At 66.4% G+C, this 13,181-nt stretch carries 14 protein-coding genes; 3 read left to right on the top strand and 11 right to left on the bottom strand.

What is annotated here, in order from left to right; genetic code table 11:
* Positions 1-51: 51 nt before the first annotated feature.
* The 10 genes from MLP_RS25370 to MLP_RS25320 all read right to left on the bottom strand — a co-directional run bounded on the left by MLP_RS25370 (position 52) and on the right by MLP_RS25320 (position 7,587).
* Positions 52-1,053, bottom strand: coding sequence for a DUF4917 family protein (locus MLP_RS25370; protein WP_013866093.1), 1,002 nt, complete (start codon positions 1,051-1,053; stop codon positions 52-54).
* A 139-nt stretch (positions 1,054-1,192) separates the two neighbouring features.
* Complete coding sequence (locus tag MLP_RS25365; protein ID WP_013866092.1) at positions 1,193-1,768, bottom strand: VUT family protein; 576 nt, start codon at positions 1,766-1,768, stop codon at positions 1,193-1,195.
* 26 nt (positions 1,769-1,794) lie between these two features.
* Positions 1,795-2,397, bottom strand: coding sequence for a 7-cyano-7-deazaguanine synthase (locus MLP_RS25360; protein WP_013866091.1), 603 nt, complete (start codon positions 2,395-2,397; stop codon positions 1,795-1,797).
* Positions 2,394-3,581: a PfkB family carbohydrate kinase gene (locus MLP_RS25355; protein WP_013866090.1), complete on the bottom strand. Its 1,188-nt coding sequence runs from the start codon at positions 3,579-3,581 to the stop codon at positions 2,394-2,396. Before MLP_RS25355 ends, MLP_RS25360 begins: the two co-directional genes overlap by 4 nt.
* A gap of 7 nt (positions 3,582-3,588) precedes the next feature.
* Positions 3,589-4,092 (bottom strand): hypothetical protein, encoded by a 504-nt coding sequence (locus MLP_RS25350; protein ID WP_156821302.1) that lies wholly within the window; start codon positions 4,090-4,092, stop codon positions 3,589-3,591.
* A gap of 155 nt (positions 4,093-4,247) precedes the next feature.
* Entirely contained in the window at positions 4,248-5,066 is an 819-nt protein-coding gene (locus MLP_RS25345) for an 8-oxoguanine DNA glycosylase (protein ID WP_013866088.1), read from the bottom strand.
* A complete protein-coding gene (locus MLP_RS25340; RefSeq protein ID WP_013866087.1) occupies positions 5,063-5,320 on the bottom strand; it encodes a helix-turn-helix domain-containing protein in 258 nt (85 codons plus the stop codon). The genes MLP_RS25345 and MLP_RS25340 overlap by 4 nt, the downstream gene beginning before the upstream one ends.
* Before the next feature lie 433 nt (positions 5,321-5,753).
* Positions 5,754-6,305 (bottom strand): hypothetical protein, encoded by a 552-nt coding sequence (locus MLP_RS25335; RefSeq protein WP_013866086.1) that lies wholly within the window; start codon positions 6,303-6,305, stop codon positions 5,754-5,756.
* Positions 6,306-6,575: 270 nt separating this feature from the next.
* Positions 6,576-6,848, bottom strand: coding sequence for a hypothetical protein (locus MLP_RS28725; protein ID WP_049804684.1), 273 nt, complete (start codon positions 6,846-6,848; stop codon positions 6,576-6,578).
* 247 nt (positions 6,849-7,095) lie between these two features.
* Complete coding sequence (locus MLP_RS25320; RefSeq protein ID WP_041793542.1) at positions 7,096-7,587, bottom strand: hypothetical protein; 492 nt, start codon at positions 7,585-7,587, stop codon at positions 7,096-7,098.
* Between the two features lie 666 nt (positions 7,588-8,253).
* On the opposite strand from MLP_RS25320, the gene MLP_RS25310 reads away from it, so the two are divergent.
* From MLP_RS25310 to MLP_RS25300, 3 genes are all read left to right on the top strand, one after another.
* The gene (locus tag MLP_RS25310; RefSeq protein ID WP_013866083.1) at positions 8,254-9,618 is read left to right on the top strand and encodes a cation diffusion facilitator family transporter; all 1,365 of its coding nucleotides are present in this window, start codon (positions 8,254-8,256) and stop codon (positions 9,616-9,618) included.
* A 21-nt stretch (positions 9,619-9,639) separates the two neighbouring features.
* Entirely contained in the window at positions 9,640-10,008 is a 369-nt protein-coding gene (locus MLP_RS25305; RefSeq protein WP_013866082.1) for a PA14 domain-containing protein, read from the top strand.
* A gap of 78 nt (positions 10,009-10,086) precedes the next feature.
* On the top strand, positions 10,087-10,452 hold the full coding sequence (locus MLP_RS25300) for an ArsR/SmtB family transcription factor (RefSeq protein ID WP_013866081.1): 366 nt from the start codon (positions 10,087-10,089) through the stop codon (positions 10,450-10,452).
* Positions 10,453-11,056: 604 nt separating this feature from the next.
* Here MLP_RS25300 and MLP_RS25295 read toward each other — a convergent pair.
* The gene (locus tag MLP_RS25295) at positions 11,057-13,177 is read right to left on the bottom strand and encodes a heavy metal translocating P-type ATPase (RefSeq protein ID WP_013866080.1); all 2,121 of its coding nucleotides are present in this window, start codon (positions 13,175-13,177) and stop codon (positions 11,057-11,059) included.
* Between the last annotated feature and the right edge of the window lie 4 nt (positions 13,178-13,181).

The raw sequence follows: 13,181 nt of genomic DNA, 5'->3' as shown, positions 1-13,181 counted from the left end.
CTGCGCGGAGATCGCTGGCGCTCGTCAATTCCGGGTCAATCCCAAAGCTCGCTACTGCTTGGCCGCCCGCAGGACGGGGTCGCCAAGCGGATGAGTGGCCGAATCGAAGAACAGCAGTGTGTGACGCGGGAACTTGGCGTGCATGTCAGCCTTCAGCTGGACAATCTGCTCAGTCGACTGCCCATCAACGCATACTGATATCGCGATCCTTCGGCTCGCGCCAGCGGCAAGTGCTTCAACGATGTGGGTGTCCGACGCGGATAGTGCCGAGCCAAAGACCACAGTGTCCTTCGTGTCGTCGAAGAGTTTCCGGGTGACGATCGAGAGGTACTCCGAAGTCTGTATCGCCCGGAGCTTGTCGACCGATGTGCCTTCACTCACGAACAGAGGCTGCCGGTCAGTTGTCGCGTCGTACCCGTTCGCCACCTGCTCCAGGATGTTGATCCCCTGGTGCTGCCACTTGCCCACCGTCCCAGTCGACCTGCTACGCCACAGATGCAGGCCACCGTGCAGGTAGTAGATGCCGGTCCACCCTGGCCACAAGTCTGAGTGCCGGTCGAAGGTGCCCCCCAACCCCCACATCAGATCCGCGGTCTTCGCGTTGTGACGGTCTTCCACGTGCATGCGAGCCCAGTACAAGATCAGGTCGTAATTGGTGGTGAAGACGCTCTCATAGGTGCACAGGTGCATGCCGATCGCGTTTTTGGTGATGTCAGGAAGGTCGTTCCAGGTGATGTGGACTTGCTGGACGGCCAGGAAGAGCTGGTCTCGAATCGTTGTGTAGAGCGGGTCGATCCAACTGGCATCCTTGTCGGCCGCTTCCGTGATCGCGCGCGCCTCAGCTAGGCGCCGCATCGCCTCCTCGAAGTTGGTGCTGTCGATCGCGGTGAAGATCGCCTTCGCGCTTTCCGGCAGCGGTGTCTGACGGAACAGCGAGCTGTAGTTGAACGACGGCCAGATGTTGATGCTGAGGCCGTTGCCTACCAGCAGTGTCTTGAACGTGTCCGCAGCTGAGATCGACGGCCAGGGTTGGACATCGGGCGTGATCACCATGGTGTCGAGTCTCGATTCCTCTGTCTGCGATGGGGTTGGGTTGCAGTTGCCGCCGTCGGCTCCTGGCCAGGTGTTCGGACCGTGATCGGTGCATCATCATGCTCGGGGCTCTCCGTCGGCGTCTCGCGGCACTGTCGGCTCATCGCCACCATGGCTCGCTAAGGCAGATTGGCGCCGTCCCGACTGGATCAGATGGGTGACGGACGCGTCGGACAATCACGAGCATGATCACGACGGTGATCGTCGATGACCCCACCTTCCCAAGGGTCAGTCCCAGGGTGCCGTGTAGCGCCTGAGCCGCCCCGAACGCCAGTCCCAGAAACAGTGCTGAGTCGATCAGCGACGACGCGAGATTGCTAGCGATCGCGGCCGTCGCATATCCACTCGCCCTGATGCGACGGTAGACCAGCAGGTCGACGGTCTCGGCGACGACGAACGTGACGACCGAGGCGACTGCTAGCCCGGGGGACGCAGCGATCATCGTCACCGGTGCGCTGACGATGATGATCACGAGAACGGCGGCAGAGCCGAGACGTTCGTGGATGACGTCGCGCAGCGCGAACAGAGCACCTGCGAACACCACTCCTGACGGTGCGGACAGCCCGAACCCGACCGGTATCGTCCGCGGCGCATCCGGTCCATGATCGACACCCAGATGGGTGATCGCCCAGTTGGAGGCGACAATGCAGGCCAGGAAGGTCGCAATCCACGCCATATCAACACCGGTGCCGTGTCTCCGCATCATCGGAGCCGATCGAGTTGCTGCAGCACTTCCTGCCGTTTCACGCAGCCGGGGCAAGCCCCGCAGGGAAAGTTGGCGCGATGGCACGAATGGGTCCAGCCGAGCACAGCGTCGGTGACACCCGAGGTTGTGATCAGCTCGGCGCTGGACATGCCCGCGGCTGGTGCTTCGACGCGAAGGTGGCCCTCTTGGACGGCCAGCAGATCGTCGATCCGGGTGAGGAAGTCCCGGGTGCCGTCAGCGTGACGGGCACCGTCGGAAGCGACAGTGCCGATGATCACGACCTCGAAGCCGCGTTGCACTGCCCACGCCGCAGCGAGCGTGATCAGCAGCTGATTCCGGAATGGCCACCACTCCGGTGACACGTCGACAGGTAGTCCGTCGGCTGCCTCTGCACTCATCAACCCGGCACCGACCTGCCCGGCCGGGACAGCAAGCGAGGTGAACGGCAGTCCAAGATCAACGGCAACCTGCGCAGCCGCACGCAACTCAGCCTCCGCGGGGATCTGGCCGTAGTCGACGTGCACGCAATGCTCGGGCCTGACCATGGCGGCGACAGCAGTGCTGTCGAGACCCCCGGACAGCAGCAGGACACGGTTCACGTGCTGGCCGCTCGACGCATGGCCGCCCAGGCGGCGCTGTAGACGGCGCTGGCAAGGTCGGAGACAACGCGGCTGCCGGTGCCGCGGATCATCGTCCACCCATGATCATCGACGCTGTCGGCGAACCCGATCACTGGGATCCCTTCGCGGGTAGCCCATCCGACCTCGAACACTGTTCCCGGGTCTGCACCATCCAGCAGAGCCAGCACACTGTGGCAGCCTGCGAGTCCGTCGAGGTCGGCGACGGCGACCTCGTCCCCGCCGCGACCGACATCATGCAACGGTGAGAACACCTCGACCCCAATCTGTAGCAGCGCGTGCCGTACGACATGGATCAGGGTGCGTTGGGCGAGATCGAAGAACGGACCGGCCAGGTACACGCGCGGCCATTGCCCTGTGGGGTACGGCAGCGGATCGTCCAGACAATGGAGAGACTGCGTCACCTGCGGTGACCCGGCGAGTGAGTGCGCGGCCGCCACCTTGGAGCCGAACCGGGCCGCGGTGGCCGGGTCGGCGTCGTTGAGTGCCCAGGCGTGGGCGAAGCCGGCGCTGAACGCGTCACCAGACCCGAGGGGCTCGACCAGGTCGGTGGCATGCGCGCCAAAAGCCTCAACTCCGTCGGCGGACGCGATCAGGCCACCGACAGCACCTTGCTTCACCACCACCACATTCGCGGGAGCTGCGAGCAGGGCTTGGGCGGCGGCCGTGAGGTCATGTTCGCCGGTGATCCGGCGGGCCTCGTGTTCGTTCAGCACGATCGCTGTGCGGCCCGCCGAGCAGCGCTGGAGCAGGTCAGCGACGGACGCATGTTGCGGATCGATTACCAACACTGACGCGTCCGCAGACCACTGCGTTTCCACCATGCCGAAACCGAGCACCGCGCTGTCAGCAGCATGCAACGGGCTCGCAGCTGATGTGCCATAGGTGTTGGGGTGGTGTAGGGGAGTGTCGTAGGCGAACGTCACCGGCTCCGCCCTGGTGTGGGCCGCCACGCGGATCCCGAGCGTATGGGCCACGGCCGACAGTTCATCGCTCGTGTCGTCGTCGATGCAGGTGACCAGCTGGGTGTCATGGCCAAGGTCAGCCAGCGTGGCGGCGGCACGCATGCCGGATCCGAGGAGCCGGTCGATGCTCGGTTCGCGGCAGGTTTCACGGTAACTGCCACCGATCACGGTCACACCCATGCTGCGACTACCGGGTGACGATGACCGTCGGGACGGCTGGATCATGCACCGTCGCCCGACGCGCAGTTCCGCCGCGAACTGCGTCGGCCAGGGCCACCGGTTCTGCCCTGATTCGGCCGATGTCGCTGCCGAAGATGTCAACGGCGACGACCTTGCCGCCGCTGTCGAGTCGCAGGTCGAAGTCATCGCCGGCGGTGAGCATGGCCCCTGCCGGCACGTCGCTGAGCACGGCGGTGAACGGCAAACCCAGCAGGTAAGGATTTCTGGGGCGGACGTACAGTCGGATCGGTGCGGTCGTGATCACCTCAGCTTCGTAGGCGAAGCCCGCGCCGATGCATCGCATCAAGATCATCATGCGTTCGGTGATCGCCCCGAGTTGCTCCCCCGAACGTCGCACATAGACAACGAGCTGGGGTGGCGTCCCTTCGAGCAGGATCTCGCAGTCGGTGCCGATTGCCACAGTTGAGGCGACCGTCGGTATCGGCGACATCAACGCTGCCTGAAACTCCAACGACCCGCAGCCTAGAACCTCGCCTGGCCCACCGAACTGCGAGCCTCCCGACGAGGTTGGCTCGCCGCCGCCGCTGCCGCCCATGATGACGTCTCCTCCATCGAGTGGGCAAGACCTTAGCGAAGCACCGGACCAGACATTGGTCGGACCCCCAACTAATCGAGGTCGGAGAGATGCTTCACACTGAATAGCGTGCGAGCTGCGGGGCCGAGTGCCGCGAGTTCGGACCAGATGCACGCGTCGAGGTCAGCGGTGGGCACTCCACCGATCCGTGCCCAGACGACGAATGCGGTCTCGAAGTGGTTGTAGTCGCGGGGGAGCCGCCATGCCGGGTCGAACAGGCCGGCCACGATTCCGGCCCTGCGGATGTGAACGTCGATTACGGCGACGAGGTCAGTGCGGGTCATGTTCCGCACGATCCATGACGCTGTCTTCGGGCCCACGCCTGGCAGAGTGAGCAGCCAGTCCCGAAGCAGCCGCGGTTCGTCTGTGCCCGGTGGCTCGGAGCGGTGGAGGGTGTCGATGACGGCTGCCAACCGTCGCCCCTTCGACCGCGGAAATCGGTAGTGAACCGCACGCTGGGAACCGGGCAGCTGGAACGGCGCCGACAGGACGGCGGCGACAGCCTCCTCAGTGACGGGTTTCCCGGTCAAGAGGCCTTCTTCGCGGACGCGGTGGAAAGCGGCGCTGGCCATGCGTTCGGTGATCCCGTAGCCGCCGAGCATGCACACCCCAACCTCTTCCAGCAGAGTCTTGCCGATCTGGTACGTGATCGGGCGGGCACGTTGACGGGTCAGCTCCACCCAGAACGCCGGCGTGGCGAAGCGGGTCGCATCCCACCACTGCAGGTAGCGCGACCAGTCACGGCTGACCAGGACTACGTCGCGGCCGATGGGCTCCGGGACGCTGCAAGGGTGGTCGACGTCAACAGTCAGCGGGACCGACGCGGACGGCAGAGCGATGATCGAAGTCACTGCTTGCTGTTCCCGTCAGTAGCGTCGCCGAGCAGGTCGTCGAGGGAAACGTGCAGCACGGCTGCGATCCGGGCGATCTGAAAGAACCCTGGAGTGGGTGTCTTGCCTTCTTCGAGTTTGCGGAGCGCGTCGATCGAGATCCCTGCCTGATTCGCCACCTGGGCGCCACTGGTTGTGCCGCGTCGACGCTGCAGGGACGCGCCCAGACGTCGGCCGCGCCGCTGGTCCTCTTGCGTCAGGACGGGTCTTGGCATGCTGATAACTATACGAGTATAGATATCTGGCCGAGCCGATCCCGCCCAAATCGGGACGGCTGACCATGGAGAGCGTGAGGATGGTAAACGGCATCCGTGCCCCCCTGACACACGTGAAGAGGGCCATCTATGACGTCACTCGTGACCTCGCGGCCCGCACGGTGGCGACGAGGTCATGTTCCAGGGTGTGTGGACGGCCGGATCCGTGACAAGAACGCCACCGCGCAAGCGAAGGATCCATGCACGAAAGGGTTGATACGGCACCGGCCACCGGAACGGGACCGTCATGGCGAGTGCTGGGAGTGGTCGTCAGGGCCCGTCGATCTACGCATCGACCGCGGTCTCGCCGAACAGGTCGCCACGGACTGGTTGCTGGCTATTCACCGTGCCGGAGCAGTGGCTAGCTTTTGTTGTCCCTGCGCTCGGGCCGCCGTCAGGTGCCTGGTGATTGGCGTGCGGGTGGTTCTGTTCGGATCGTGGTGTCGGTTTGGCGTGATCGTCGAGTGAGGTCGGCGGCCAAGACGGCAAGATCGGCGACGGCTTCGGTGAGGTCTTGGGCTAAGAGTCTGGCGTGCGCGGGTTCGATCTGTGCAAGGGGCAACAGCCGGCCGGCCCGCGCCGATTGGCTGACCTGGGTCAGCAGGGTCTCGGCCCGGCGGGCGGTGGCCTTGGTCCCTTGCCCCTGCGGCTTGTCTAGCGTCCGGACCCGCTGAGCCAGGGATCGTCGTAGCGCAGACACATCTTGCAGGTCGACATCGGGGCGGGCCAAGACCAAGACGTGTCGGGCCTGGCCGCCGACGACGGCGGACAGGGTGGCCTCCTGTGCCTGACCGGCTGCAACGTAGCGGTGAGCTGCGCGCCTGGCGGCAGTGATCTCGGATCGGGTCGGTGTACGACCTAGATGCTGCGCTACCGCATCACCGACACGGACCACGGCGTTCTCGGCGAGGGCCCGATCCAGGACCTGATGCCACTGCACCGTCATGGACAACACCGTACCCAAGGTGTTGTCCCAGCCCAGGTATTCCGCCGCAGCATCATCGAGCCAGTCGGGCTCCGTTTCAGCCCGAACGAGCAGATCACCCCTGCGCGATCCGCCACACCTCCGGCGCGGGAAACGACCAGCGCGTCCACGTCACGGGGAGAGGCAATCCCAGTCGTCGGTAAACGCCGAAGACTCCTTGGTGGCGTAGCGCAGATCCCACTCGTCACCTGTGGGCGGCGGTGGGACTTGCTGGCCGCGCTTGGCGCGCCATCAGACCGGCTGGTCCAGCGGTGTGGACACCTCGGCGGCGAGGGATGCCGCGAGGCTGGGGTCAGACCAGATCTCGGCGGTGTTGCGCCAGTTGTCGATCAGATCAGCGAGCGCGGTGAACCTGCCGATGGAGGCGCACGCGCGGAGCGTGTCGGCGGCCTCGGTGGCAAAGGTCTCCCGATCGGTGTCGGGCAGGAACGCCACCCACGGCAACACGGTCACCAATGCTGCCGCGAAGCGTTCCACCAGTGCCTCGTCGTGCACGAGTGCCACCAGCGCGGGCGGAGAGGAAGCCGGTGGCCTCAGCGGTCGCCCGGACCCGATGCTCGGACTGCAGCACCCATTCGGGCAGGCCGGCACGCTGTTCGAGGACGAGCACATCATCGCTGCGCTCAGCCTCGGTCAAGTGCAGGTTGTAGTTCTGGATAAACCGGCTCATGGGCAGCGACCTGGTCATGACACCCACTAGACGTAGCTACTTGCGTAGATTCCAGGTCGGCCCGGCTCGACTCGCGTCCGGTCACGCTTTGGCCAGCGAACGGGAGGTGATGAGAATCCCGCGGCGCCGAAACGCTTCTGGGCTCTCCCGATCGGCGTCGGCATGGAAGATCGCCGGAACAGCGGGGTACCAGCCGCTGGTGCTGCGTGACTGGTCGAACGCCCACGCGGGGGCTTGCCAGCAATCACGGTCGGCGAGGTAGTCCGCGAGCGCGGCGAATGCGGCGTCGACCTCAGCGGAGCCGGTGCGGGGCGGCTCGTCGGCGAACACTCCAGCGGCGAGGGCAGGGCCGCCGCGTCGCCGGGTGGAGGTGTAGTCGTCCAACGTCTGGAGGATGCCGAACCGCCAGCACACATCCGGGCTCTCGCCGTCGTCGATGAGCGCGCGGCAGGCGGCAGCGTTCTGCGCGGCGGTGTGCCGCACCCCAATGCTCGGATCCGGCACGGGCTCGGGCGCGGCGCGGGCAGCATCAAGCAGCGCGCCGACCGACAGCACCTTGCCCTGGAACACCATGGCCACGCCTTCCTTTCTCGTCTCTATTCTTTCAGAGCCGCCCGGCGAAGGGTTGGTCTACAGCCCGAGTCCCGGCCCGTCGAGGCGCGATCGTGCCTGCACGCGGGATGCTCGGGTTCAGCGCCGGCCAGTTGGCTCTTTGGCTGCGCCTCTTCGTGCTTGCTCCGCGGTGGCGCACTTGGCTTCGCTGCGCGCGATGCCGTCGTTGATCGCGAGCGCGTAGTTCGTCGGCGTCACGGCGTGGCGGCGCTCGCGGCTTTGGGCGTGCGTTGCGAGCTTCTCAGTGGGGATTGGTGAGCCGGGCCCAGCCGCGGCGCACCTGATCTGCCCCGTACTCAGCGTTCAGCAGCCACGACGTTCCGAACCCGCCCACCGTGGAGAGTCGGACGCTGGCAGCATTCTCGTCTCCGAAGGCGCCGAGGACGCCGCTGATACCGGACTGGACTGGCCGGTCCCCAGGTTCCTCGGAGACTGGCTGAGCGCCTGACGCCAGTTCGCGGCACCAGACCGGACTCCGGCGCGAGCTGTAACAGCTGCTCGTTCCGCAGCCGCCCTCCACGGGTGGGCACTCGGCGAATGACCTGATCGCCGGCGGTTGCGGTTGCCGAAGCGGTTGGAACCTGCTTAGTATCTGCGTATGCACGCAGATACTAAGGCGGGTGTGCGATGAGCGCAACCGGATCCGGGGCCTCTGACCTCGATGACCCCGGGACAGGTCGGCGACGTACTGGCGACGCGGCCACCCACGCTCACCCGACGGTCGAGCAGGATCACCGCAGCGGTGATCCTGAGCAGCGGCGGCACAACGGGCATCAGGACCACGATCATTCACACGGCGACCGCAGGCAAGACCACAGTGACGACCCGCACAGCCACGGCCATGATCACGGTGACCACAGTCATGATCACGGCGAGCACGGCCATCGGCACCGGGCCGGGGTCAGGGGCTTCCTCTACGGGCTGTTCGTACCGCACAGCCACGACGCCCGAGACTCAATCGACGACGCCCTGGAGGCCAGCCACGAGGGAGTCCGGGCACTCAAAGTCAGTCTGTTGATCCTGGCTGTTACAGCGGCCTTGCAGGTCGTGGTGGTGGTGATCAGTGGCTCGGTCGCGTTGCTGGCCGACACGATCCACAACTTCTCCGACGCATTGACCGCGGTGCCGCTTTGGGTGGCGTTCGTGCTCGGACGCAGGGCCGCGACCCGTCGCTACACCTTCGGCTACGGTCGGGTGGAGGATCTGGCCGGGTTGTTCATCGTCGCGATGATCGCGTTGTCGGCGGTCGTGGCCGGGTATGAGTCGATCCGCCGGTTCTTCGAGCCGCAGCAGCTGGAGAACATTTGGTGGGTGTTCGCGGCCGGGCTGATCGGGTTTGCCGGCAACGAGATCGTCGCCTCCTACCGGATCCGGGTCGGCCGCCGGATCGGGTCGGCGGCGCTGATCGCCGACGGCGTGCATGCCCGCACCGACGGGTTCACCTCCCTCGCGGTCGTGTTCGGCGTGCTCGGGGTGTGGGCCGGGTTCCCGCTCGCGGACCCGATCGTCGGTCTGCTGATCAGCATCGCGATCTTCGTGCTGTTGTTCGGCACCGCCCGCGACATCGGCCGCCGGCTTCTCGATGGTGTCGATCCGGCCCTGGTCGACATCGCCGAGCAGACCCTCATCGCGGTGCCGGGCATCACCGGAGTGTCCGAGACCCGGCTGCGATGGATGGGGCACCGGCTGAGTATCGAGGCCACCATCACTACCGACCCGGACCTACCGGTCGCCGACTTCCACGCGCATCGAACACGCTGCCGACGTCGCGATCCGCAGCGCTATGTCCAGCATCGGGGTCGTCCGGCTCGTGCCCGATGCGCACCGCGCACTCAACGACAGCCATACGACGGCTGCGATCTGACAGTTCAGCGCACCCCGACCTCCTGCCAAAGGCGACCGGATTTCGATGCCAACGGCGGCGGCTTTCGGTTCACCAAGTCAGTCTTTGCATATCTGCGCTTATTCGCGGATACTTGGCGGCTCGTGTGATTCGTTCGTGGGATGGTTGGAATGACGGTGGCGGGTTCGGCCGAGGAGTCGACGGCGCAGACTGAGGGTCTGCGCTGGTTTGTACTACGACTTGGAGAGCCGGTCAGCGTTCGCGGCGTCGACCTCGACGCCCATGCCCTCGACGGTCGTCCGGTTGCAGCGGTGGTGTTCGAGAGCCGACCTGACGGGCCCGGTGATCTGGTGTTGAGCGTGGTCCGGGGCTGGGGCGCGCAACCGCGGCTGGATTTGTACTGGGACGCCAGCGGCGCCGGGCCAGGTGAGCACGGCTACGCCTGGTCGGTGTCGGCCAGCGGCTCACTGCTGGTCACCGCCCGCGGCGAGGCGGTGATCGAGTACGGTCCTGCCGCTTGGCACCAGTGGCAGCCCTGACGGGCATCGGAAGGCCCACGCCATCGGCCGTGGCGGCTCGGCGCGTCGCGGAAACTGTAGTTGGCTTAGCATCTGCGTGTGCGCGCAGACAACCAGCGGGACCGTGTGGAGGTGGCCGGGCCGGTCGACGCGCAGTTCGTTGAGCTGGCGGTGGAGGTGTTTTCCATGCTGGCCGACCCGACCCGGGTCCGGATCGTACTGGCCCTGCAGGGCGGCGAGCTGCCGGTGAACACGATCGCTACCGCAGTCGATAAGGCACCGGCATCGGTCTCGCAGCACCTGGCGAAACTCAGGTTGGCCCGGATCGTGGCCTCCCGGCAGGACGGCAACAGGGTCTTCTACCGGCTCGCTAATGAGCACGCTGCGCAGCTGGTCACTGACGCCATCCATCAGGCCGAACACGCCCTCGGCCAGCCGCGGCACCACCGCCGGGACACCACTTGACCGGGCGGGTCAACACCAGCAGCCCCTTGTTCCCACGCACTCCACGACACGATCACATCCATCCTTCTGGGTGATACGCGGACAGCTGCGCCGATCTCTTCGGCCCGTCAGCAGGTCTGTTGGAGCGTCGGGACGGTCGGTACCCCTGCTCTCGGCAGAGCACAGGTCGGCGAGGATTCGCCCATGGCGCTCGAATCCTCACGATCGCCGGCGAAACTTCTCCGGCCGCCCTGGACCTTGACAAAGCCCGGTGTGTCTGGCGGCGGCTTGACCTTCGCATCGGTTCTCGATGGCCTGACAGATGGTGCCTCCGCATCAGGCTGAAATGTGCTGGGGCCGTCTGTAGCGCTATGTCGCTGTGCGTCGGCGAGGTCTTCCACGGGCCTTTGCTGATTGTCAACCTCGCCACCTCGGCGGTGGAGCCGTTCGTCACGCGCTGCACCGCGGACCTCGGGTTCGGCCCTGCTCTACCTCGCCCACAGACACGCGACCCGGATCCTGCCCGGATCGCTCGCACGAGGGTCGTGCACCAGCGCGTTGTCCGTGGGGAGTGTTCCGGTAGCGCGTCCAGGTCACTCGGAGGATCCTGGCCCAGGCGAGAGGGCTAGGCGCAGCAAGAACATTGGCCTGCCTCACAGCGGCAGCCGGCAGGTCCCGACATCGTGGCGGGCGCAACCGGCTTCGGGATCAAGGGCAGCAGCGGCCACTCACCCTGTGCCGCCGGTTGGGGTGCGGCAGAAACTCTCACCGGCGCGGTTCGATGTATCGCGGACGGCGCAATCGAATGAGCGGGGTGGGCTCCGCGGAGGGGCGGACGGGTAGGAAGCAGCCGGCGACGACCAGCGCGGATGCCGTTCAGGATGACCAATACCTCGGCGAGTTCGTGGGTGGCGACCACGACGGCCAGGCCGAGCAGTCCGAGCGCGGACAGCGGCACTAACACGGCGATGATTAGCCCTGACAGGACAAGGCTCTGGGTGAGGATCACACGAGCATGCCGAGTGTGCGCGATCGCGTCCGGCAGCCGCCGCAGGTCTTCGCCCATCAGGGCCACGTCGGCGGCCTCGATGGCCACATCGCTGCCCATGGCGCCCATCGCGATCCCGGCGTCGGCGGTGGCCAGGGCGGGTGCATCGTTGATGCCGTCGCCAACCATCGCCACGTGGCCGCGGGTCTTCAGCTCGGACACGATGCCGGCCTTGTCGGTCGGGCTCAGCTCGGCTCGAACCTCGCCGATCCCGGCCTCGGCGGCGATTGCGTTCGCGGTGCGGGCGTTGTCGCCGGTCAACATCACGACAGACACACCCTGGCGGCGCAGCAGGCCGACAGCTTCGGCGGCTTCCGGTCTGATCTCATCTCGGACCGCGACCGCTCCCAGCACGATCTCGTCGCGTTCCACCAGGACCACGGTCGCGCCAGCATCTTGTAGCCGCTCCACCTCACGTTCCAGCCCGGCCGTGGGGACGAATCCGGGTTTGCCGAGTCGGGTTGGTTGGTCGTCCACGACACCGATGAGGCCGTGGCCGGGGACGGCCTCCACGTCGAGGCCGCGCCGTGGCGGTAGGTCGGCTGCGGCCGTCACGATCGCGGCCGCGAGTGGGTGCTCGCTCCGGTCTTCGAGTGCGGCCGCAACCGCCAGCACCTCACCCGAATCGACGCCGGCTGCGGGGACGACGTCGATGACCGACGGCTCATTGCGGGTCAGGGTGCCGGTCTTGTCCACTGCCACCACGGTGACGGCTCCGAGTTGCTCGACCGCTGCGCCGCCCTTGATCAACACTCCAGATTTGGATGCGGCGCCGACTGCTGCCACGACCGCGATCGGCACGCTGAGGGCGAACGCGCACGGTGCCGCGGCGACCAGCACCACCAGCGCCCGAGGTATCCACACGGACGGTTCGCCGGCCAAGCTCCCAACGACAGCTATCAGGCCGGCCAAGATCAACACCGCGGGCACCAGCGGCTTCGCGACCCGTTCGGCCAGCCGTTGGCTTGATCCTTTGCGTTCCTGCGCTTCCTGCACAGTGTGGACTAGCCGGGCCAACGAGTTGTCTGCGGCGGCAACAGTCACCTGGACCTCGATCGCGCCGGTGCCGTTGACGGTACCCGCAAACACCAGCGACCCGGGCCCGACCTCGACTGGCACAGACTCCCCGGTCACCACCGAGGTGTCGATCCAGCTGCGACCTCCACTCACGATTCCGTCGGTCGCGATCTTGTCACCAGGTCGCACCAGCAGCATCTCGCCGACCCGCAACTCAGCGGCCGGGACGGTGACCGTCGCACCGCGGCGGAGGACCGTCGCGGACGGCGGCGCCAGATCCAGCAGGGCCCGCAGGCTATTCCTGGTCCTGGTGAGTGCGTACCGTTCCAACCCTTCTGCGATCGAGAACAAGAACGCCAGCGTGGCGGCTTCGGCAACCTCCCCCAACAGCACGGCGCCGATCCCGGCGATCGTCATCAACAATCCGACCCCGAGCCTGCCCTTGATCAGTCCACGGATCGCGCCCGGCACGAAGGTGGTCGCACCCACCAAGGCCGACGTCGACCACAGCACCGTTTCGACAGATGAGCCCTCACTTGCGACCGCCCCGGCCAGCAGCAGCATTCCCGATACGGCCGCTGCCTGAAGCTCCCGGATCCGCCACAAAGGCATCAGCTCCGCTGCCGCGCCTTCTGACTCTGGGCCGGTCGTCTGGTCGGGGCCGCAGCACTCGTCAGCCACCAGA

Origin of the sequence: Microlunatus phosphovorus NM-1 (genome assembly GCF_000270245.1) — a bacterium.
Taxonomy (GTDB): domain Bacteria; phylum Actinomycetota; class Actinomycetes; order Propionibacteriales; family Propionibacteriaceae; genus Microlunatus; species Microlunatus phosphovorus.
Note: the sequence above shows the minus strand (reverse complement) of the source record. Positions and strands in the feature narration are given on the sequence as shown.